We start from the raw sequence: 21,900 nt of genomic DNA, 5'->3' as shown, positions 1-21,900 counted from the left end.
CCTCTATTTATTTTTTATTTTGTCTTTTTGTTAAATAATTTGTATTTGCTTGATCAACTTCTTTTTGTGCTTTTTCAACATGATAAATATAAATATACCATGTTCTAACAATTGTAATAATGTTTGTTGTCATCCAATAAAGTGACATTGCTGCAGGCATAATTGCTGCAAAGTAAATGATAAATAATGTCATGAAATTATTCATCATGTTCATTGATTGCATTTGTGATGTTTCTCTATATTTTGGATTTCTTTTTGACATGATTGTATTGATTTTCATCGCAAAATATTGAGTTAAAGCAACAATGGCAAGTAATACAATATAAGCAATCTCGAATTTAAATACGTGATCGATTGGTTTAGCACCTAAGTTAATACCAAACATATTTGTTTGATATAAGATTTCAATACGTTGAACCGCTTGCCACATTGCAAACATAATTGGTAATGTTAAGAATGTTGTAAATGAAGCCAACATACTGACATCATTTTTCTTATATAAAGCTTGAATTTCTGCAGACATTCTCATTTGAGAAGTTTGATCTTTTCTACCTTTATATTTATTTTGAATTTTTTCCATTTCTGGTTGAATCAATTGCATCTTTTGTTGAGATACTGTCGATTTAATCATAATTGGTAAAATGATAATATTAATTAAAATAGTAATTAATACAACACCTAAAGCGATATTATTTAATAAAACATCTCCTAAATAAATAATACTTTTAGAAATAGGAATAACTAATAAGAAATCAAAAATTCCTGACTTCATAGACCATGGTGTGTTTAAATTAATTGCTCTTTTAGCAATCAGTTTACCACTTGAATCAAGATTTGCTGTACATCCAGTTAAGGCTACAACAAATAAAACTAAACAAATAATTTTAAAATATTTTTTAGTTTTGTTATCTAAGATCATTTGCTGATCTCCTTTCTCTTTACTTTTTTGTACAAATACTCTAATTCTTTTTTATTTTCTATATATGTATTATCTAAGAATCTTTTTCTTACAATTACTATATAGTCAACTTCTTCATCAAAATGAAAACATTCTTGAATCATCATGCGTAACTGTCTTTTGATTTTATTTCTAGTAACAGCATTTCCTAATTTCTTGCTTACAGAAATACCAACGCGTCCGTGGCCCATTTGATTTTCATCTTTATAAATAATAAAACAAGAATTCGCAAAACTCTTTTTTCTAGCAATAATCTTGCTAAAATCTTCATTTCTTTTTACTCTAAATTCTTTTTTCATAAAATTTTAGAAAAAAATCCACCGAAAAAGTGGATTTTACATTAAGCAGTTAATACTTTTCTTCCTCTTTTACGGCGACGTGCGATTACTTTTCTTCCTCCAACAGTTGCCATTCTAGCTCTAAAACCATGAGTTTTTGCTCTTTTTCTTTTATTTGGTTGATATGTTCTTTTCATATTTTACACCTCCAAAATTTTTATCTTTTTATACAAATAACATATGCTCCTATATCTTATAGGAATTATTGTGACAAGTCAATTCTAAATTCTATATTTCTACTCTTAAATTCATGATTTTTAATGATGACAAATAATAAGAATAACAATTTCTAATGATTATTTGCACATTTTTTTGTGAACTTTTTTAATTTAGAAAAATTCTCTTTATTGTGAATAAGTTTCCTTACTTTATTATTCACATCTTATGATATATCGAAATAGATAGAAAATTGTATAAAAATAAGTACTTTTATCAAAAAAAGTACCATCACTAAGCATAACTCTTATTAAATGCACATTATTTGTGAACATTTTTCAATCAAGTACGTACACAACATGTGAATTTCTTTAAAGCTCATAAAAAAACTTATTCACATTTTCCTCCAACTCCTTATAAATCCTTGTTTTTCCCCCTAAAATCAAGTGTGCACTTCTAAGTATTTACGTACTTTTGTATCAATATTTATACAATATATTCAAAATAGTCACTAATCTAATGTGAATAAACTCTTTATTTTAGATATTCACATCCTAAAGTGAATATTATTTCATCTTAACCTTTATCTTACATTTCTTCTATTTTTCTAGTAAAAATCGGATTTTTTCTTAAAATTCACATTGTGAATATTCATTTTTTGTTAAATTTTATGTTTTGACAAGTTTTGCACATGCTTATTCACGTGGTGAATCGAGTTATTCATATGGGTGAATTAGTAAAAAATATACTGATATCAGCGTATTTTTTATTGTGAACACCTATGTGCACATTGTTTTTTATTCTATACAATATGCACTAAGTTCACATTTAATAAAATTCATAGCGAAAAATGAAGTTGTGAATAATGTGAATAAGTACTCTAAATGATTGATATTTCTCACATTTTTTGTGAATAAAATTGTGAAGCTATTGTGCAGACAGTATTTTTCCTTTAAAAGAGTTCACATCTTTTATATAATTGAGTCGAAAGGGAGTTGAAAATTGTGCAAGATTTAAACAAAATCTGGTCATCTTGTGTAGAAACTTTAGAAAAAAATAAAATAGTTGATGATAAGATCATCTTGGACTCACTATTTAAACCTGCAACTCTAGAAGAAATTGAAGATAATCAAGTTATTATCACCACTGAATTAAAATGGAATATTGATGCTATTTTAGAAAAACAAGCAGAAATAGAATCTATTCTTTCTAATTCTTTTTCTAAACCAATAAAAATCAAAGTATTAGAAGTAGAAGAATATAAAAAATCTAAACAAAAAAGGGTTCCTAAAATCGATAGTCATCTTCATCCTGATATGACATTTGCTAATTTTATCGTAGGAAATTCAAACCGTATGGCACAAAATGCTGCTTTACTTGTATCAACTAAACCTGGTATGAACTTTAATCCTTTATTTTTATATAGTCATCCAGGGCTTGGAAAAACACATTTATTAAATGCTATTGGAAATAAAGCAAAAGAAACAAATCCTAATTTATTAGTAAGATATATTACTTCTAAGGATTTTGTAGATGAAATTATTAATTCTATAAAAACAAATACAACAGATGAGATTTATAGTTATTATAGAAATCTTGATATTTTATTAATTGATGATATTCAATTTTTATTTGGAAAAGAAAAAAGTAGTGAGATGTTCTTCCATATATTTAATGAAATCATTAATAACAATCATCAAATTGTTATTACAAGTGATAAAATGCCTGATGAACTTCAAGGAATTGAAGAACGTTTAATTAGTCGTTTTAAATCAGGTCTATCTTTTGGAATAGATCCACCTGAATTTGAAACAGCAAAGGCAATTTTAGAGAAGAAAATAGAAAATCTAGGTAATACAGATTTAGTTATTACAGATGATGTTTTAGACTTCATGGTTATGAATTATTGTAATGATATTCGTTCTTTAGAAGGTCAATTAAAACGACTATTCTTCTGTAGTATCATGGAATCAACTAATTACATAGATATGAATTTTGCATCTGAAGTCTTTAAAGATCAAAAAACTATAAAAAAAGCACAAGAACCACTAACAAAAGAATTCATTTTAAAAACAACCGCTGAATTCTATTATTTAACCATTAGTCAAATAATTTCTAAAAATAGAACGAGAAACTTGGTAACACCTCGTGAAATATGTATGTATTTAATGAGGGAACTTTTAGATATTACTTTTAGTGAAATTGGAACAACTTTTTCCAATCGAGACCATTCTACAGTTATGAAAGCTTGTAAAAGAGTAGAAACAAAAATCAAAAAAGATCCAGATTATAAACTCGCTGTAGATAAGCTTAAACAAAAGTTAGGCACAATGTAGTGACTAATATCAACAATATGTGCACATTGATATTCATATAAAAAGTATTGATAAAATCAACATATTTTATATTTATGCACATTGTTCACATGCTAATAGTAATAATGACTTATTTTTAAATATATAAATAACAGGAGGCAAATATGCATTTTAGAATTAAAAGAATCAAATTATTAAACGCACTTGCTAAAGCAACAAGAGCTGTATCTGTTCGTAGTCCTTTACCTGTTTTAACAGGGATTAAATTTGATTTACAAGCTCATCAACTTATCTTAACAGGAAGTGATAGTGATATCACTATTCAAACAATTATTGATGAAGATGATGATTTAGTAATCCTTAAAGAAGGAGCAGTTGTTTTAAATAGTCGTTATATCTTTGATATTGTAAGAAAGATCAATAGTGATGATATTGAAATTGAAATTATTGATGGTTTACTTACTCGTATTAAAGGAAGTCAAATTGAATACAGCTTAAATGGTACTGATGCTATTGAATATCCACGTATTGATTTAAGTAAAACAGGAACTCATTTTATGATGAATGCTCTTGTATTAAAAGATATTATTGGAGAAACAAAGTTTGCTGCTAGTGATAAAGAAACAAGACCTATTTTAACTGGTATCAATTTTAAAGCGCATGATCATGTTTTAGAAGTTGTTGCTACTGATAGTTATCGTTTAGCTAAAAAGATTATTTCTATTGATGAAGATGTGACTTTTAATATTACGATTCCTAAATTAAGTTTAGATGAAATTAGTAAGATTATTGAAAAAGATGAACTTATTGAATTATATGTATCTGAACGTAAAGTATTATTTGTGTTTGATAAAAATATTATTCAAACACGTTTAATTGATGGATCTTATCCTGATACAGCTCGATTGATTCCTTTAGAATTTGATTATGAATTAGATATTAATAGAGCTGATTTATTAAATGCGATTGACCGTGTTTCATTATTATTAAATGAACAAAATAATATTGTGAAATTAGATATGTCTAATGAACAAGTTATTTTATCTTCATATCAACAAGAAATTGGTTCAGTAGAAGAAAATTTAGCTTCTTCTTTCTATAAAGGAGAACCACTTACTATTTCATTTAGTTGTAAATATGCAAGTGATGCTATTAAATCATTTAGTGGTGATAAAATAAAAATATTATTCACTGGAGAAATGAAACCATTCATCGTTAAAGATTTTGATTCTGATGAATTATTACAACTTGTTTTACCAGTTAGAACATATTAAGAAGCGAAAGCTTCTTTTTTTTGTAAATTTTCCTTTTAATTGTTTATTTGGGGAGTAATTTTTATTTTAAGAGCTTTTTTATCAAAAAAGTATTTTTCTATTCATAAATAAAAATAGCGAATATAGCGCAATATTTTGAATTTTTATGATTTTTATGATATACTAACTTAGTACAATTATAGAGAAAAGAAGGTTAAGTATGAAAGAAATACCAATTAAAGATGAATATATTAAATTAGATCAATTTTTAAAATTTGTTAATCTTGTATCTAGTGGGATTGAAGCAAAAATGATTATTAAAGATGGTCAAGTAAAGGTCAATGGTGAAGTGGAACTTAGAAGAGGAAAAAAGCTTCATGATGGTGATCAAGTTGAATTTGAAGGAAATTTTTATTGTATAAATGCGCATCAATAATTTAGAACTGACTGATTTTAGAAATTATAATCATTTTTTTATTGAGTTTGATCAAGGAATTAATATTTTAATTGGTGGAAACGCTCAAGGGAAAACGAATATTATCGAAGCAATCTATTTATTATCTGTCTGTAAATCTTTTAGAACACATATCAATGATCAAATGATTCAATTTGATCATGACTTTGCAAAAGTAAAAGGAAATGTTTTTTCTAATGAAAGAATGCATCAATTAGAACTTATTTTATCTAAGGAATCCAAAAAAGCAAAAGTAGATGGAAAAGATATTTTAAAGATTTCAGATTATGTAGGTTATTTAAATGCGGTTGTCTTTGTACCAGATGATTTATCATTGGTTAAAGGTTCTCCGAGTATTAGAAGAAAGTTTTTAGATTTGGAGTTATCTAAAATCTCACCAATTTATGTTTTTTATCTTACTAAGTATAATCGATTATTAAAGGAAAGAAATCAGTATCTTAAATTATTGAATCAAAGAAGAGGTAAATATGATGAATATCTAGAAACTTTAGATGAGCAATTAGCTGAAGTTCAAATTAAGATTATTGAAAAAAGAAATAATTTTATCGAACGTTTATCTTTAAAAGTAAAAGATATTTATTTAAATATTGCAAATTGTCATGAGATCGTTGAATTGCAGTATGAATGTTTTATTAAAAATGTTAATAAAGAAGATATTTTAAAACTTTATCAAAAAGGATTTGAAAGAGATTCAAGATATTTAAGTACTTATTATGGAATTCATAAGGAAGATATGAAGATCTTTATTGATAATAAGAGTGCACATCAGTTTGCTTCTCAAGGTCAACAAAGAACAATTGTTTTAAGTATGAAAATAGCTTTAATAGAATTAATAAAAGAAGAAATTGGAGAATATCCTATTCTTTTATTAGATGATGTTTTATCAGAATTAGATGATCAAAGAAAAACAAAACTTTTAGATATTTTAAATAATCGTATTCAAACGTTTATTACAACAACATCAATAGATGGAATAGAACATCATGTTATTAAAGAAGCTAAGAAAATTAATATTAATCATAGGGAGGAAAAATGATGGCAGAAGAAAATAAAGTACAACATAGCTATGATGAGTCAGATATCCAAGTATTAGAAGGATTAGAAGCTGTTAGAAAAAGACCGGGTATGTATATTGGTACAACATCATCTAGAGGGTTACATCATTTGGTTTGGGAAATTGTTGATAACTCAATCGATGAAGCTTTAGCAGGGTATGCAAGTCATATTAAAGTGATTTTGAAAGATGACGATGTAGTTGAAGTTATTGATGATGGTCGTGGAATGCCAACTGGAAAACACGCTAAGACAGGTAAATCAACAGTTGAAACAATTTTTACTGTTTTACATGCTGGTGGTAAATTTGGTGGCGGAGGCTACAAAGTTTCCGGTGGATTGCATGGTGTAGGTGCTTCTGTTGTTAATGCCTTATCTTCATGGCTAGAAGTCAATGTTTATCGTGATGGAAAAGAATACTATCAAAGATTTGAAAATGGTGGGACACCAGTTGCACCATTAAAAGAATTAGGACATACTGATAAGCAAGGAACAAAGGTTACTTTTAAAGCAGATGCTGAAATCTTTAAAGAAACAACAACTTATGATTATGAAGTTTTAAGACAAAGAATTAGAGAACTTGCTTTCTTAAATAAGGGATTAAGAATTAGTTTAACTGATTTAAGAGATGGACAAAATCGTGAACATGATTATATGTATGAAGGTGGTATTAAGGAATATGTTGCTTATATCAACAAAAATAAAACACCAATTCATGATGAAATCATTTATGTAGAAGATATGCAAAATGATATTAAGATTGAAGTTTCAATGCAATATAATGATGGTTATCAAGAAAATATTTACTCTTTCTGTAATAATATTAATACACATGAAGGAGGAACACATGAAGAAGGTTTCCGTTTAGCTCTTACAAGGGTTATTAATAACTATGCAAGAAAAGGAAACTTCTTAAAAGAAAAAGATGATGCTTTATCAGGAGAAGATTGTCGTGAAGGTTTAACAGCGATTATTTCTGTTAAACATCCTGATCCTCAATATGAAGGACAAACAAAAACAAAATTAGGAAATGCAGAAGTAAGAAAAATTGCTTCAAATATTATTTCTAAATCATTGGATCAATTTTTATTAGAAAATCCTGATACTGCCAAAATTATTGTTGAAAAAGCAATCGTTGCTTCTCATGCACGTTTAGCTGCGAAAAAAGCACGTGAAATGACAAGAAGAAAAACAGGAATGGAAATTACATCATTGCCTGGGAAATTAGCTGACTGCTCATCAAGAGATGCTAGTGAATGTGAAATCTTCATTGTCGAAGGGGATTCTGCCGGAGGTAGTGCTAAGATGGGTAGAGATCGTCGTATTCAAGCTATCTTACCGCTTCGTGGTAAAATCTTAAATGTTGAAAAAGCGCGATTAGATCGTGTTTTATCAAGTGATACGATTCGTAGCATGATTACTGCTTTTGGTACAGGAATTGGTGAAGATTTTGATATTAATAAATTACGTTATCATAAAATCGTTATTATGACCGACGCCGATGTCGATGGAGGACATATTCGTATTTTAATGTTAACTTTCTTATATCGTTATTTAAAACCTTTAATTGAAGGTGGCTTTGTTTATGCGGCTCAACCTCCACTTTATTTATTAAAACATGGAAAAGAAGAACATTATTTATATAGTGATGAAGAATTAGATGATTTAAGAACAAAGTTAGGTGAAGGTGCAAAATATTCTATCCAAAGATATAAAGGGTTAGGAGAAATGAATGCGGATCAATTATGGGAAACAACAATGGATCCTGAACATCGTATTTTAAATCGTATTGAATTAGATGAAGCAATGGAAGCTGATATGATTTTTGATGTATTAATGGGAGAAAAAGTTGAACCTCGTAGAGAATTTATTCAAGAAAACGCAAAATATGTAACTGATTTAGATATTTAGAAGGAGTAGAAAATGGATAATCAAGAAAAAGGAATTAGAAAAATTCAATTAACATCAGAAATGAAAACTTCTTTCATGAATTATGCCATGTCAGTTATCGTAGCACGTGCATTACCTGATGTAAGAGATGGAATGAAACCAGTTCAAAGACGTATTGTTTATGGTATGAATGAACTTGGTTGTTATAGTGATAAAGCGTATAAGAAATCTGCGCGTATCGTTGGGGAAGTTATGGGGAAATATCACCCTCATGGAGATTCTTCAATTTATGAAGCCTTAGTGAGAATGGCACAAGATTTCTCATATCGTTATATGCTTGTAGATGGTCATGGAAACTTTGGTTCAATTGACGGTGACGGCGCTGCCGCTATGCGTTATACTGAAGCGAGAATGTCTAAAATTTCAATGGAATTAATGAGAGATATCAATAAAGATACGATTGATTTTATTCCAAACTATGATGGTGAAGAAAGAGAACCATCGGTATTACCTTGTCGTATTCCTAACTTATTGGTCAATGGGACAACAGGAATCGCTGTTGGGATGGCTACAAATATGCCACCTCATAATATTGGTGAAGTGATTGATGCCGTTATTGCGGTAAGTAAAAATCCTGATATTACTGTTTTAGAATTAATGGAAAATTATATTCAAGGACCTGATTTTCCAACTGGTGGATATATTTTAGGAAAGAGCGCTATTAAAAAAGCCTATGAAACAGGTAATGGTCTTATTGTTATGCGTGCTAAAACAGAAATTGAAGAACATAAGGGTAGACAAAGAATTGTTGCTTATGAAATTCCTTATCAAGTAAATAAAGCAAGATTAGTCGAAAAGATTGCGCATTTAGCACGTGATAAAGTTGTTGAAGGTATTAGTGATGTTCGTGATGAATCAAACCGTGAAGGGATTCGAATTGTCATTGAATTAAAGAGAGATGTTCAAGCAGAAGTTATTTTAAATCAATTATATAAATTAACTTCTTTACAAACAACATTTGGTGTCAATAATATTGCTTTAGTTAATAATGAACCTAAAACTTTAACACTTAAAGAATTAATTCAATATTATTTACAACATCAAGAAGAAGTTATTCGTCGTAGAACACAATTTGAATTAAATAAAGCAGAAGCAAGAGCACATATTTTAGAAGGTTTAAAGAAAGCCTTAGATCATATCGATGAAATTATTCAATTAATTCGTACAAGTAGAACAACTGAAATCATTCAACAAAGATTAATGGATGAATTTGGAATGTCTGATAAACAAGCTAAAGCTGTAAGAGAAATGCAATTACAACGTTTAGCTGGTTTGGAAAGAGAAAAGATTGAAGAAGAATTAAATAATTTATTAATTACAATTGCTGATTTAAAAGATATTCTTGCTAATGAAGAACGTATCTTAGAAATCATTAGAAATGAATTATTAGAAATGAAAGAAAAATATGGTGATAAACGTCGTACTGAAATTATTCAAGGTACATTTGATATTGAAGATGAAGATTTAATTCCAGTAGAAGATGTTATTATTTCACTTACTAATAATGGTTATGTAAAACGTATGCCAGTAGATACTTATAAATCTCAAAACAGAGGTGGACGTGGTGTTAAAGGTATGTCAACAACACAAGATGATGTGATTAGTTCACTTATTCATATGTCAACACATGATGATTTATTGATCTTTACAAATAAAGGAAAGGTATACCGTTTGAAAGGATATAATATTCCTGAATTTGGTAGAACGGCTAAGGGATTACCAATTGTTAATATTTTAAATCTTGATAAAGATGAAAGCGTTAAGTCATTAATTAATATTAATAAGAAGATGATTGAAGAAGATAATCAATGGTATTTATTCTTTGCTACTGAACAAGGTTTAGTTAAACGTGTTGATATTTCTGAATTTGAAAACATTAGACAAACTGGTAAGATTGCGATTAAGTTAAAAGAGGATGATGCTTTAGTTGGTGTTAAATTAACTAAAGGGGATGATGAAATCTTAATTGCTGCTAGTAATGGTAAACTTGTAAGATTCTCTGAAGGTCATGTTAGACCAATGGGAAGAAGTGCAAGTGGTGTAAAAGGTATTAATGTTGATGGTTCTAAAGTTATTGGTATGACAACAAACCGTGAAGGACAATTAATTATGGTTGTTACGGAAAAAGGTTATGGTAAGATGTCACCAATTGATGAGTATCGTGTTTCTAATCGTGGTGGAAAAGGTGTTAAAACAATTAATGTTACTGAACGTAATGGACAAATTGTAGCGATTAGAGCAGTAGAAGGTAATGAAGATTTATTAATTATTACAGATGATGGTATTGTGATTCGTTTACCTATGGAACAAGTTAAAACAGCAGGACGTGCGACTCAAGGTGTAAGACTTATTAAAGTACATGATAGCAAGGTTTCTTCTGTGGAAGTTGTTGCTAAAAATGAAGAAGAAGTTGTAGAAGAAGGTGAAGAAGAGTCAGAGTAATCTGACTCTTTTAGAAATGAATGGGGAAGAATTAAAAAGATTGTTTAATCGTTTAGATCATTCAAAGTTTAGAAGTTCTTTTCATCTTGCTAAAAAGTATAAAGATTATTGTAATGAAAAAGGCTTAGATGTTATAGAACAACACGCCAGAGATTTTATTTCTAAAAGAATAGCACCGGCTGTAATTTTAAATGATGGAAAGCAAACACCGATGAAAAATCATCCTGTGTTTATTGCTCAACATGCCACGGCTTCATGTTGTCGAGGGTGTTTATATAAGTGGTATCATATTAAGCCACATACACAGTTAAATGACAGTCAACAAGAGATGATTGTTCAAGTGATTATGGCTTGGATTAAAAGAGAATTGCAAAGAAAATAGCCTTGATGTATAATCAAGGCAGTTATTAATAATATAAGGGGAAAGAAAATGATTGATATTAATTTAATTAGAGAAAATCCTACTTTAGTCAAAGAAAATATGAAGAAAAAATTTCAAGATGAAAAAGTTGGATTAGTAGATGAAGCTTATAAATTAGATAAAGATTATCGTGAAGTTGTCACAAGAGCAAGTGAAATTAGAAGTTTAAGAAATAAATATTCTAAAGAAATTGGTGCTTTAATGAGAGAAGGCAAAAGAGATGAAGCTGAAGAAATTAAAGCAAAAGTAACTTCTATGGCAGAAGAATTAAAAGATTTAGAAGTTAAAGAAGAAGAATATGGTAAAGAATTAAAAGAAATCATGATGAAAATACCAAATATCATTCATGATTCAGTACCTATTGGAAAAGATGATTCAGAAAACGTAGAAATTCAAAAATACGGAGATCCGGTTGTACCTGAGTATGAAATTCCATATCATGCTGATATCATTGCTCGTTTTAATGGTTTAGATAAAGAAGCTTCAGGTAGAACAAGTGGAAATGGTTTCTATTATTTAATGGGAGATATCGCTCGTTTATCATCAGCAATGCTTTCATACGCTAGAGATTTCATGATTGATAAAGGATTTACTTATTGTATTCCACCATTCATGATTCGTAGTGATGTTGTTACAGGTGTTATGTCATTTGATGAAATGGATGCTATGATGTATAAAATTGAAGGTGAAGATTTATACTTAATTGGAACTTCTGAACATAGTATGATTGGTAAATTTAAAGATCAAATCGTTAAAGAAGAAGAATTACCAATTACAATGACTTCTTATTCACCATGTTTTAGAAAAGAAGTAGGTGCTCATGGTATTGAAGAACGTGGTATTTATCGTGTTCATCAATTTGAAAAACAAGAAATGGTTGTTTTATGTAAACCAGAAGAAGCTATGGAATGGTATGACAAAATGTGGTCATATACAGTTGAATTATTTAGAAGTTTAGATATTCCAGTAAGAACATTAGAATGTTGTTCTGGAGATTTAGCTGATTTAAAAGTTAAATCATGTGATGTTGAAGCTTGGTCACCAAGACAACAAAAATATTTTGAAGTTGGTTCTTGTTCAACGTTAGGAGATGCACAAGCTAGACGTTTAGGTATTCGTGCTAAAGGTGAAAATGGAAATTATTATGTTTCTACTTTAAATAATACAGTTTTAGCTTCAACAAGAGCAGTTATTGCTTTTATTGAAAATAACTATAATGAAGATGGATCTATTAATATTCCAGAAGCGTTACGTCCTTATATGGGTGGTAAAGATATTATTATTCCTAAAAAATAGTCACTTCGGTGACTCTTTTTTATAGAAAGGTAAAAGAAAGATGGAATTATTTATAAGTGAAGCAGAAATTGAGGATGCTTCAATGATTATTGATTATTTAAATCAGGTTGGGGGAGAAAGTGATAACTTAACTTATGGTTTAAATGAATGTTATTTAAATGAATTTGAAGAAATGGAAGTTATTCAAGATTTTATTGATCAAGAGAATGGTTTACTTTTATGTGGTTTTATTGATGATGAACTTGTTTCTTTATTATCTATTCAAGGTGAACAAAAAGAAAGATTAAAACATATTGGTCATTTTGCAATCACTGTAAAAAAAGAATATTGGAATATGGGGATTGCTTCAATGATGATGGAAGAAGCTTTAGAAATGATCAAAGAAACATCTTTAAAAATTCTTGATTTAGAAGTGAAAGAGGATAATTTATCAGCTATTAATCTTTATAAAAAGTTTAATTTTCAAGAAATAGGGAGATATCCTCAAATGTTTAATGTCAATCAAAAGTATTATGATGCACTTTTAATGAATTTATATATTGATTAAAAATCTAAAATACGCTATAATCATATTTGCCATTACAATAGGCGGCTTCGAACCATGTCAGGACCGGAAGGTAGCAGCATTAAGAAGTACCGTCTATGTGTGATGGTCTTTATTTTTAGAGGAAAAAAAGATGAATGATGAAGAATATATGGAAATAGCTTATCAAGAAGCTTTAAAAGCATTAAAACATGATGATGTGCCAATTGGATGTATCATTGTAAAAGATGATCAAATTATTGCCCGTGCATATAATCAAAGAGAGTATTTAAATCAAACTTATGGTCATGCAGAAATGTTAGCTATTGAAGAAGCTTGTAAAAAAATAGAAAGATGGCGCTTAGATGAATGTACACTTTATACAACTTTAGAACCTTGTTTAATGTGTTCGGGAGCTATTATTCAAAGCCATATTCAAAGAGTTGTTTATGGTGCAAGTGATACAAGATGGATGTCTTTAGATAAATTGATTCATTTACCAAATCCTAAACTTAATTATATTCCCATGATTCAATCAGATATTTTAAAAGATAAATGTTCAAAGTTAATAAAAGACTATTTTAAAAAGAAACGTCAAAAGATATGATTACTCATATCTTTTTTTCGTGTATAATGTAGGAGATAGGAGTTGAGAATATGTCATATAAAGCCTTGTATCGTACTTATCGTCCGCAAACATTTGAAGATGTCGCTGGACAAAGTCATGTTACAATTACATTAAAAAATGCAATTAAAGAAAATAGAATAGCGCATGCTTATTTATTTGCTGGACCACGTGGAACAGGGAAAACAACGATTGCTAAAATATTAGCTAAAGCTATTAACTGTACAGGAGATCATCCTCCATGTAATGAATGTCCTAACTGTAAAGCAATTACTCAAGGAGATCATCCTGATGTTATTGAAATTGATGCGGCAAGTAATAATGGAGTCAATGAAGTTAGAGATTTGATAGATAAAGTAAAATATGCCCCTATTAATGCTAAATATAAAGTTTATATTATTGATGAAGTTCATATGATGACACCTGAAGCATTCAATGCTTTATTAAAAACATTAGAAGAACCTCCAGCACATATCGTATTTATTCTAGCAACAACAGAACCACATAAAATTTTGCCAACTATTATTTCACGTTGTCAAAGATTTGATTTCAAACGTGTGGATGAACATGATATTATTAGTCGTTTGGAATATGTATTAAAAGAAGAAAATGTAGAATATGATGAAGAATCTCTTGAAATTATTTCTAAGTTGGCTGATGGGGGAATGAGGGATGCTTTAAGTATTTTAGAACAATGTTTAGCGTATGATAGACATTTAACAGTAGAAAATATTAATAAAGTTTATGGTTTATTAGCAAATGATGAAAAAATACGTTTAATTAAATTATTACTGACAAAGGATATGAAGAATGTTTTAAAAACATTAGATCATATGATGTCTTTAAGTATTGATTTAAAGAGATTGACACAAGATTTAATAGATGTTTTAAAAGATGTTATTATTTTTAAAAACACGCAAGATTTATCTTTATTATTTGTTTTGCATAAAAACGATATCCAACAAATTGTTCCTTATATATTAGTAGAAGAAGCATTTCAAATGATTGATATTTTTATGGATGCAAGTAGTCATTATGGACAGGCTGTAGATTCATCAACATATTTTGAATTAGCTTTATTAAAGATATGTAATCAAATTGAAAATGAACATAAAGAAGTTGTTGTAGAAGAACCAAAAGTTATTGAAAATGTTTCACATGAAACATTGGTTGAAGTTCAACAAGAAGAAGTGGTTGAAAAACCAGTAGAAAAGGTACAAGAACCAGTAATTGAACCTCAAGAAGATTTACAAGAAAAGGTAGAAGAAAAGAAAGAACCGAAAGTTGAACAAGTAGAAACTCCTGTGGAAGAAGCTAAAGAAGAAGTAAAAGAAGAAGTAAAAGAAGTAAAAACAACAGCTCAAATAGAAGTAGACTTTAATGACATTTTAAATATTTTAGTACAGGCGAAAAGAACAGTTTTAAATGATATTCAAGATAAATGGCCAGTTATTAGAAGATATTGTTATAATCTTAATACTGCTAAATATGCAAATATGCTATGTGATGCTAAACCTGTAGCTGCTGGCGAAAAAGGTTTTATTTTGACATTGAAATATCAACCAGAAGTGAATAGTATTAACTATACAGAAAATTATTATCCATTAAAAAATTTCTTAAAGGAAGTTTTAGGATCAGAATATGATTTTATTGCAGTAATGGAAGCAGATTGGCCAAATATGAGACAAAAATTTATTCAACTTAATAAAGAAAAAAAATTACCACAACCACAACCAATTGTTTTACATCATATTGATGAATATCATGAACCGGTTGTAGAACTTACAGAAGCTCAACAATATGCGATTGATATGTTTGGTGATGAGATTGTTGAATTTGAAGAATAGGAGTGTATTATGAATTATCCAAAGTCATTTACAGATTTAGTTGAATGTTTTAAAAGACTACCAGGAATAGGTGGTAAATCTGCAGAAAGATTAGCTTATCATGTTTTATCAATGGATAAAGAATATGTCCAAGAGTTTGCAAATGTGTTAGCTCATTTTCAAGATAATATCCATTACTGTAAAAAATGTGGACATATTTGTGAAGGTGAACTTTGTGAAATTTGTAAAGATGAAACAAGGGATCAATCAGTTATTTGTGTTGTAGAAAGTCCTAAAGATGTTTTTGCTATGGAAAAGGTAAGAGAATATCATGGATTATATCATGTTTTACATGGGACGATTTCTATGATTGATGGTAAAACGATAGATGATTTAAATATTAATTCTTTATTTGAAAGACTTGATGGAGTTAAAGAAGTGATTATTGCAACGAATCCTACAAGAGAAGGTGAAACAACAGCATTGTTTCTAGCTAAGTTGTTAGCGAAAAAAGGAATAGAAACAAGTAGAATTGCTAATGGATTACCAATAGGAAGTAATATTGATTATGCAGATGAATTAACATTATTAAAATCTTTAGAAGGAAGAAAGAAAATATAAGACCTTGCAAGAGGTCTTTTCTTGTTTAAATAGAAAAATCAGTTATAATAATGAAGAAAGAGGAGAGAAGTATTATGACAGGAAAGTTTATTACATTAGAAGGACCAGAAGGTAGTGGAAAAACAACAGTTTCTAAAGAACTTGTAAAAATATTAAATGAATCAGGATATAAAGTCTTACTTACAAGAGAACCAGGTGGGGTTGATATTGCTGAACAAATAAGAAATGTTATTTTAGATAAGAAAAATACAAAAATGGATGCACGTACAGAAGCTTTATTATATGCAGCAGCAAGAAGACAACATCTTGTAGAAAAAGTATTACCAGCTTTAAAAGAAGGGTATATTGTATTATGTGATCGTTTTGTAGATAGTTCACTTGCTTATCAAGGTGTTGCTAGAAATCTAGGAATTGATGAAGTTTATAATATGAATTTATTTGCGATAAACGATGTTATGCCAGATAAAACTTTATTTTTTGATATTGATTATAAAAAAGGATTAGAAAGAATTAAAGTTAATCAAAGAGAAACCAACCGATTAGATTTAGAAAAAAGTGATTTTCATAAAAATGTTTATGAAGGTTATTTAACAATTTGTAAACAATATAGTGATCGTATTGTAAAAATCAATGCAGATCAAAAGGTTGAAGATGTTGTACAAGATGCCTTAAAGGAAATTAAGAAAATATTATGATCAAAGATTATTTAAAAGAAAATCAACCTTTATTCTATAGAATTATTGAAAATGAATTTAACTTAAAAAAAATACCACATGCATTCTTACTTGTTGGAAATAATACTGATCAACCATTACAGTTTCTAACAATGTCACTTATATGTAATGAAACCTTAGCTTGTGAACAATGTATAGATTGTAAAAAAGTATTAAACCATCAATATGCAGATATTATAGAAATTGATGGAGAAGAGGAAAGTATTAAAAAGAAACACATTGAAAATATACAAGAAACTTTCAAAAAGTCTTCTCTTGAAGGTAAGGCAAAAGTTTATATTTTAAAGAATGTTGAAAAAACAACCAAAGAAGCTATGAATGCTTTACTTAAAATATTAGAAGAACCAACAGAAGGTATTTATGCAATTTTTACAACTAAAAATATCAATCGTATTTTACCAACTATTATATCTAGATGTCAGGTTATAGAATTAAAACCAGATAATAAAGAAGTACTTAAAGAAAAATTGATTGCTAAAGGATATGAAGAAGAAAAAGCAAGTGTCTTATCTTATATTATTAAAGATGAAGATGATTTAGAAAATTTAAATCAGGATAATTTTGATGATATTGTGTTACAAGCAATTAATTTTGTTGAGGATTTATTTTTATATAGAGAAAATCTTATCATAAACACACAAATTCATATGCTTAAAGATCATAAAGAAAAGGAAAATATTAAATTATTTATTAATTTAATTATTCTTGCACTTAAGGATATGTTTCACGTGAAACAAAATGAAAAAGCTGTTTTTTGTAATCACGTAGAATTTTTTAATTCACTAACATATGATAACAATGATATAATAAAGAAAATTGAATTATTATTAGAAACATCATACTTATTAGATACAAATGCTAATATTCCATTACTTATGGATAGTATGATGTATAGAATATAGAAAGGAATTTATATGGAAGAAATTAAACTTGCAAGTGTAAAATTTAAAAGTGCTGGTAAGATCTATTATTTTTCCACAAATTTAAAATTAAAAAAAGATGACCGAGTAGTTGTAGAAACTGCTAGAGGATTAGAACTTGGAGAAATATCACAGGAATTAAAAGATATATCAGAATTTAATTTAGATACAGAATTAAAAAAGATAGTTAGAAAAGCTACAAAAAAAGATATAGAAAATTATCAAAAAAATGTTAGGGATGCAAAACAAGCATTAGTAACATGTAAAGAAATTGTTTCAAGATATGATGTTAATATGCAACTTACTAATTGTGAATATACATTAGATAAAGCAAAAGTTATTTTTATGTACACTTCCGATGATCGTGTTGATTTTAGGGAACTATTAAAGGAATTAGCTGTTGTTTTCAAATGCAGAATAGAGTTAAGACAAATTGGTCCAAGAGATAAAGCAAAAGTAATTGGTGGAATTGGAACATGTGGTTTACCATTATGTTGTTCAACTCTTTTAGGAGAATTTAATGGAGTTTCTATTAATATGGCTAAAAATCAAATGTTAGCAATTAATATAGAAAAAATATCAGGTGCATGTGGAAGATTAATGTGTTGTTTAAAATATGAAGATGAAATTTATTCTTTAGAAAAAGAACGTTTTCCTAAAATAGGATCACATGTAAAATATCAAGATAAAGATGTAAAAGTAACAGGATTAAATGTTATTAATGATCTTGTTAAAATTGAAACAAATAATGGAATTGTATTCGTTGGTTTAGACGAAATTAAATTTGATAAAAATAATCATGCAGGAAAGAAAAATGGAAAACCAAGAAGTCATTAATTATTTATTAGCACATAATGATTTGAAAATTATCCAAAGAAAAGATATGTTTAACTTTTCTTTGGATACTGTTTTATTATCACAGTTTTGTACAATCAATAAAGATGTAAAAAATATTGTTGATTTTGGTACAAATAATGCTGCTATTCCATTATTGCTTTCAAAAAGAACACTTAAAAAAATTATAGGTATAGAAATTCAAGATGAAGCGGTTGATCTTGCTAGAAGAAATGTTGAGATGAATGATTTAAATGACCAAATCGAAATCGTTCATGGAGATATTAAAGATGTTGTCAAAGAGTTACCAAAAGCACAGCTGATTGTTTGCAATCCACCATTTTTTGAAGTAGGGGAAAATAGTAATTTAAATGATAATGAATATTTAACAATAGCACGTCATGAAATAAAAATTGATTTAGAAGGTATTATTTCAGCGGCAGCTTATTTATTAGACAACAAAGGAAGATTTGCAATTGTTCATCGACCTGATCGTATGATTGATATTTTAAATATTATGCAAAAATATGATATTGAACCTAAAAGAATACGTTTTGTATATCCTAAAATGAATAGAGATTCACATGTCTTATTAGTAGAAGGAATGTATAAAGGAAAAAAAGGATTAAAAATCGAACCACCATTATATGCACATAATGATGATGGAAGTTACAGTAATGAAGTAAGAAGAATGTTTGGAGAGAAGATAGATGAATAGACAAAAGAGTTTTGAAAATGAAAGACCAACATTATATTTAGTAGCAACACCTATTGGTAATTTAGATGAAATGACATATCGATCTATTAATACTTTAAAAAATGTAAAATATATTGCTGCAGAAGATACAAGAAATACTGTTAAGCTTTTAAATCATTTTGAAATTTCAACAAAACTTATTTCTCATCATGAACATAACATAAAACAATCAATTCCTAAACTTATACAATTATTAGAAGAAGGAAATGATATTGCTTTAGTAAGTGATGCCGGTTATCCTGCTATTTCTGATCCTGGATATGAATTAGTTAAAGAAGCAATAGAACATGAAATAAATGTTGTTCCTATTTCAGGATGTAATGCTTGTTTAGATGCTTTAGTTGTTTCAGGAATTGCACCACAACCATTTATGTTTTATGGCTTTTTAGATCATTTAGATAAGAAAAAGAAAAAAGAATTAATTGATTTAAAAAAATATAAAGAAACAATTGTTTTTTATGAATCACCACATAGAATTAAAAAAACATTAAATTTAATGTTAGATATTCTAGGAGATAGAAATATTGCTTTATGTAGAGAAATTACAAAAAAACATGAAGAAATCATTAGAGGTCTTATTTCTGAAATTATTTCTATTGTAGAAGAATTAAAAGGAGAAATGGTTATTGTTGTTGAAGGTAGTCAAGAAGTAGAAGAAGAAATAACTTTTGAAACAACAATCAAGGAAGACGTAGATATGTATATTGAAAAAGGAATGTCTACTAAAGATGCAATCAAAGAAGTTGCTAAACAAAGAAATCTTAATAAAAATAGTGTTTATCAAGAATACCATTCTAAATAATGGTATTTTTTGTTTCACGTGAAACAAAAGATAAAATTATATATTTGTGGTATACTATAAGCAGGAGGAACAAGGAAATATGTATAGTAAACAAAGCTACAATTATGGTAGACATGGAAGCAAAAGAAGATTAAAATCCATACCTGTAATTATTACATTATTGGTTGTGATATTAATATTGGGAGGTATTTATTTTTTACTATTTAATGAGAAAAATAAATATGAAGATTATAATACTTATAATGAAACAAATAAACAATATGGAACAGTACAACACTATGAAAAAGAAAATGATGATTTTTACATTTCATTATACTATCCTAAATTAAAAGAAAAGAATTTAAATAAAATTATTAAAGAATCATATAGCACATATTTAAAATCAGAAAAAAAGAAAAAGGATCAAAAAGATATATTATATCTAGATTACTCTTGTAAAAAGATTTATAAACAATATGTTGTTGTTGAATTAGATTATAAGCGTATTAATGAAGATGAGACAAAAACAAAAGCAACAAAATCTATAATGACATATGATTGTAAAACAAATCAATTGTTAACATTAAAAGATTGTTTACATGGTAAATATGGTGATTTATTAAATACTTTAGGAGTGAGTGAGTATGATAAAGAATCAACTTCTATTAAAGTAGATCAAGATAGTTTTACATATTTTACAGATCAAAAACTAAAAAATAAAATTACTATTAATTATAAAGAAAATAAAGATTACATAAAATTAGCAAATAAAAATATTCCATCTAATGCACCATTAGATGTCAAAGCACCTAAGTTAATGAAAGTAGATCCAAAGAAAAAAATGGTTGCTATTACATTGGATGATGGACCACATAAAACATTAACAGAAAGAGCAATGAATGCATTTGAAAAATATAATGGTCGAGGAACATTCTTCGAATTAGGTCAAAACATGAATCTTTATCCAGATATTGTTAAATCAGTTTATGAAAGAGGACATGAGATAGCAAGTCATACATATCAACATGCACAACTTACAAAATTAGATGCTACTGCTTTAGATGAAGAAATTAAGAAAACACAAGAAGCATGTTTTAAAGCCTGTGGAACAGAACCAACATTAATAAGACCACCTTATGGAGCAAAAAATGATACAGTTAAATCTGCATTCTATTCGTATGGTTTAAGTATGATTCTATGGGATGGAGATACAGAAGATTGGCGTTATAGTAAAGTAACAAATGGTGCTCAAATCGTATGTGATAATATTATTAGAGATGCTAAGTCTAAAACTGGTGATGGTAATATTGTCTTGATTCATGATATTCATGAAAATTCTGTTGCTGGATTAGAAATGGCTTTAGATCAATTAAGTAAAGAAGGTTATCAATTCGTTACTGTATCAGATTTATTAAAATATAAAGGACATTCTGAATATAAATAGTATAGTTTAGGCTATACTATTTTTGTTTCACGTGAAACATATTTTCTTTCAATGAAACTCATTGACATTGATTTAAGGGTTTGATAAAGTTAATAAGGATACAATAAATACGAAGAATGGAAGATGTTAAAGCAAGACATTTAGAGAGCTGATGGCTGGTGAAAATCAGTATGTTAAA

21 protein-coding genes, 1 other RNA gene and 1 other annotated feature (1 of these 23 only partly in view) are annotated in these 21,900 nt (G+C 28.1%); of the genes, 19 read left to right on the top strand and 3 right to left on the bottom strand.

Going from position 1 to position 21,900, the window contains the following annotated elements; genetic code table 11:
- Positions 1-7 precede the first annotated feature (7 nt).
- Genes HUU89_RS04990 through rpmH form a run of 3 tightly spaced genes read right to left on the bottom strand, consistent with a single transcriptional unit; the run spans position 8 to position 1,433 of the window.
- Positions 8-919, bottom strand: coding sequence for a YidC/Oxa1 family membrane protein insertase (locus HUU89_RS04990; protein ID WP_032091105.1), 912 nt, complete (start codon positions 917-919; stop codon positions 8-10).
- Positions 916-1,257, bottom strand: coding sequence for a ribonuclease P protein component (rnpA, locus tag HUU89_RS04985; protein ID WP_032091106.1), 342 nt, complete (start codon positions 1,255-1,257; stop codon positions 916-918). Before rnpA ends, HUU89_RS04990 begins: the two co-directional genes overlap by 4 nt.
- A 41-nt stretch (positions 1,258-1,298) precedes the next feature.
- Entirely contained in the window at positions 1,299-1,433 is a 135-nt protein-coding gene (gene rpmH, locus HUU89_RS04980) for a 50S ribosomal protein L34 (protein ID WP_022002045.1), read from the bottom strand.
- Between the two features lie 1,023 nt (positions 1,434-2,456).
- Here rpmH and dnaA point away from each other — a divergent pair.
- From dnaA to HUU89_RS04885, 19 genes are all read left to right on the top strand, one after another.
- Complete coding sequence (gene dnaA / locus HUU89_RS04975; RefSeq protein WP_119362451.1) at positions 2,457-3,788, top strand: chromosomal replication initiator protein DnaA; 1,332 nt, start codon at positions 2,457-2,459, stop codon at positions 3,786-3,788.
- A gap of 143 nt (positions 3,789-3,931) precedes the next feature.
- Entirely contained in the window at positions 3,932-5,041 is a 1,110-nt protein-coding gene (gene dnaN, locus HUU89_RS04970; RefSeq protein ID WP_117787760.1) for a DNA polymerase III subunit beta, read from the top strand.
- A 199-nt stretch (positions 5,042-5,240) separates the two neighbouring features.
- A complete protein-coding gene (gene yaaA / locus HUU89_RS04965; protein WP_022002042.1) occupies positions 5,241-5,456 on the top strand; it encodes a S4 domain-containing protein YaaA in 216 nt (71 codons plus the stop codon).
- Positions 5,443-6,531 (top strand): DNA replication/repair protein RecF, encoded by a 1,089-nt coding sequence (gene recF / locus HUU89_RS04960; protein ID WP_147579812.1) that lies wholly within the window; start codon positions 5,443-5,445, stop codon positions 6,529-6,531. Before yaaA ends, recF begins: the two co-directional genes overlap by 14 nt.
- Entirely contained in the window at positions 6,528-8,459 is a 1,932-nt protein-coding gene (gene gyrB / locus HUU89_RS04955; RefSeq protein WP_267309793.1) for a DNA topoisomerase (ATP-hydrolyzing) subunit B, read from the top strand. The genes recF and gyrB overlap by 4 nt, the downstream gene beginning before the upstream one ends.
- A gap of 12 nt (positions 8,460-8,471) precedes the next feature.
- Positions 8,472-10,940, top strand: a complete 2,469-nt coding sequence (gene gyrA, locus HUU89_RS04950) for a DNA gyrase subunit A (protein WP_117828304.1) — start codon at positions 8,472-8,474, stop codon at positions 10,938-10,940.
- Between the two features lie 16 nt (positions 10,941-10,956).
- Positions 10,957-11,322 (top strand): DUF4186 domain-containing protein, encoded by a 366-nt coding sequence (locus tag HUU89_RS04945; protein ID WP_022002038.1) that lies wholly within the window; start codon positions 10,957-10,959, stop codon positions 11,320-11,322.
- 48 nt (positions 11,323-11,370) lie between these two features.
- Positions 11,371-12,657, top strand: coding sequence for a serine--tRNA ligase (gene serS, locus HUU89_RS04940; RefSeq protein ID WP_022002037.1), 1,287 nt, complete (start codon positions 11,371-11,373; stop codon positions 12,655-12,657).
- Between the two features lie 40 nt (positions 12,658-12,697).
- Positions 12,698-13,204: a GNAT family N-acetyltransferase gene (locus HUU89_RS04935; protein WP_175301133.1), complete on the top strand. Its 507-nt coding sequence runs from the start codon at positions 12,698-12,700 to the stop codon at positions 13,202-13,204.
- Positions 13,205-13,229: 25 nt separating this feature from the next.
- Positions 13,230-13,318, top strand: an RNA gene (gene ffs / locus HUU89_RS04930) — signal recognition particle sRNA small type.
- Positions 13,319-13,334: 16 nt separating this feature from the next.
- Complete coding sequence (locus HUU89_RS04925) at positions 13,335-13,787, top strand: nucleoside deaminase (RefSeq protein ID WP_175301132.1); 453 nt, start codon at positions 13,335-13,337, stop codon at positions 13,785-13,787.
- A gap of 50 nt (positions 13,788-13,837) precedes the next feature.
- Positions 13,838-15,652, top strand: coding sequence for a DNA polymerase III subunit gamma/tau (dnaX, locus tag HUU89_RS04920; RefSeq protein ID WP_032091115.1), 1,815 nt, complete (start codon positions 13,838-13,840; stop codon positions 15,650-15,652).
- A 9-nt stretch (positions 15,653-15,661) separates the two neighbouring features.
- Positions 15,662-16,252 carry a recombination mediator RecR gene (recR, locus tag HUU89_RS04915; RefSeq protein WP_022002033.1) on the top strand — a complete coding sequence of 197 codons (591 nt, stop codon included), beginning with the start codon at positions 15,662-15,664 and terminating at the stop codon, positions 16,250-16,252.
- A 74-nt stretch (positions 16,253-16,326) separates the two neighbouring features.
- Positions 16,327-16,947: a dTMP kinase gene (tmk, locus tag HUU89_RS04910; RefSeq protein ID WP_032091116.1), complete on the top strand. Its 621-nt coding sequence runs from the start codon at positions 16,327-16,329 to the stop codon at positions 16,945-16,947.
- Positions 16,944-17,888: an AAA family ATPase gene (locus HUU89_RS04905; RefSeq protein WP_217498431.1), complete on the top strand. Its 945-nt coding sequence runs from the start codon at positions 16,944-16,946 to the stop codon at positions 17,886-17,888. The genes tmk and HUU89_RS04905 overlap by 4 nt, the downstream gene beginning before the upstream one ends.
- A gap of 12 nt (positions 17,889-17,900) precedes the next feature.
- Positions 17,901-18,743, top strand: a complete 843-nt coding sequence (locus HUU89_RS04900; protein WP_032091118.1) for a stage 0 sporulation family protein — start codon at positions 17,901-17,903, stop codon at positions 18,741-18,743.
- Positions 18,721-19,458, top strand: coding sequence for a tRNA1(Val) (adenine(37)-N6)-methyltransferase (locus HUU89_RS04895; RefSeq protein ID WP_032091119.1), 738 nt, complete (start codon positions 18,721-18,723; stop codon positions 19,456-19,458). The genes HUU89_RS04900 and HUU89_RS04895 overlap by 23 nt, the downstream gene beginning before the upstream one ends.
- Positions 19,451-20,299 carry a 16S rRNA (cytidine(1402)-2'-O)-methyltransferase gene (gene rsmI, locus HUU89_RS04890; RefSeq protein WP_147579808.1) on the top strand — a complete coding sequence of 283 codons (849 nt, stop codon included), beginning with the start codon at positions 19,451-19,453 and terminating at the stop codon, positions 20,297-20,299. The genes HUU89_RS04895 and rsmI overlap by 8 nt, the downstream gene beginning before the upstream one ends.
- Positions 20,300-20,378: 79 nt before the next feature.
- Positions 20,379-21,722 carry a polysaccharide deacetylase family protein gene (locus HUU89_RS04885; RefSeq protein WP_175301131.1) on the top strand — a complete coding sequence of 448 codons (1,344 nt, stop codon included), beginning with the start codon at positions 20,379-20,381 and terminating at the stop codon, positions 21,720-21,722.
- Positions 21,723-21,825: 103 nt separating this feature from the next.
- Positions 21,826-21,900: a binding site (T-box leader), on the top strand (it continues 122 nt past the right edge of the window).

This window comes from Faecalibacillus sp. H12 (genome assembly GCF_013361255.1).
Classification (GTDB): domain Bacteria; phylum Bacillota_I; class Bacilli_A; order Erysipelotrichales; family Coprobacillaceae; genus Faecalibacillus; species Faecalibacillus intestinalis.
This window is presented reverse-complemented; position numbering and strand designations above follow the sequence as displayed.

Excerpts from the sequence above, each read along its gene's own strand:
- HUU89_RS04990 (WP_032091105.1), bottom strand. The coding sequence starts at position 919 with ATGATCTTAGATAACAAAACTAAAAAATATTTTAAAATTATTTGTTTA.
- rnpA (WP_032091106.1), bottom strand. The coding sequence starts at position 1,257 with ATGAAAAAAGAATTTAGAGTAAAAAGAAATGAAGATTTTAGCAAGATT.
- rpmH (WP_022002045.1), bottom strand. The coding sequence starts at position 1,433 with ATGAAAAGAACATATCAACCAAATAAAAGAAAAAGAGCAAAAACTCAT.
- dnaN (WP_117787760.1), top strand. The coding sequence starts at position 3,932 with ATGCATTTTAGAATTAAAAGAATCAAATTATTAAACGCACTTGCTAAA.
- yaaA (WP_022002042.1), top strand. The coding sequence starts at position 5,241 with ATGAAAGAAATACCAATTAAAGATGAATATATTAAATTAGATCAATTT.
- recF (WP_147579812.1), top strand. The coding sequence starts at position 5,443 with ATGCGCATCAATAATTTAGAACTGACTGATTTTAGAAATTATAATCAT.
- gyrB (WP_267309793.1), top strand. The coding sequence starts at position 6,528 with ATGATGGCAGAAGAAAATAAAGTACAACATAGCTATGATGAGTCAGAT.
- gyrA (WP_117828304.1), top strand. The coding sequence starts at position 8,472 with ATGGATAATCAAGAAAAAGGAATTAGAAAAATTCAATTAACATCAGAA.
- HUU89_RS04945 (WP_022002038.1), top strand. The coding sequence starts at position 10,957 with ATGAATGGGGAAGAATTAAAAAGATTGTTTAATCGTTTAGATCATTCA.
- serS (WP_022002037.1), top strand. The coding sequence starts at position 11,371 with ATGATTGATATTAATTTAATTAGAGAAAATCCTACTTTAGTCAAAGAA.
- HUU89_RS04935 (WP_175301133.1), top strand. The coding sequence starts at position 12,698 with ATGGAATTATTTATAAGTGAAGCAGAAATTGAGGATGCTTCAATGATT.
- HUU89_RS04925 (WP_175301132.1), top strand. The coding sequence starts at position 13,335 with ATGAATGATGAAGAATATATGGAAATAGCTTATCAAGAAGCTTTAAAA.
- dnaX (WP_032091115.1), top strand. The coding sequence starts at position 13,838 with ATGTCATATAAAGCCTTGTATCGTACTTATCGTCCGCAAACATTTGAA.
- recR (WP_022002033.1), top strand. The coding sequence starts at position 15,662 with ATGAATTATCCAAAGTCATTTACAGATTTAGTTGAATGTTTTAAAAGA.
- tmk (WP_032091116.1), top strand. The coding sequence starts at position 16,327 with ATGACAGGAAAGTTTATTACATTAGAAGGACCAGAAGGTAGTGGAAAA.
- HUU89_RS04905 (WP_217498431.1), top strand. The coding sequence starts at position 16,944 with ATGATCAAAGATTATTTAAAAGAAAATCAACCTTTATTCTATAGAATT.
- HUU89_RS04900 (WP_032091118.1), top strand. The coding sequence starts at position 17,901 with ATGGAAGAAATTAAACTTGCAAGTGTAAAATTTAAAAGTGCTGGTAAG.
- HUU89_RS04895 (WP_032091119.1), top strand. The coding sequence starts at position 18,721 with ATGGAAAACCAAGAAGTCATTAATTATTTATTAGCACATAATGATTTG.
- rsmI (WP_147579808.1), top strand. The coding sequence starts at position 19,451 with ATGAATAGACAAAAGAGTTTTGAAAATGAAAGACCAACATTATATTTA.
- HUU89_RS04885 (WP_175301131.1), top strand. The coding sequence starts at position 20,379 with ATGTATAGTAAACAAAGCTACAATTATGGTAGACATGGAAGCAAAAGA.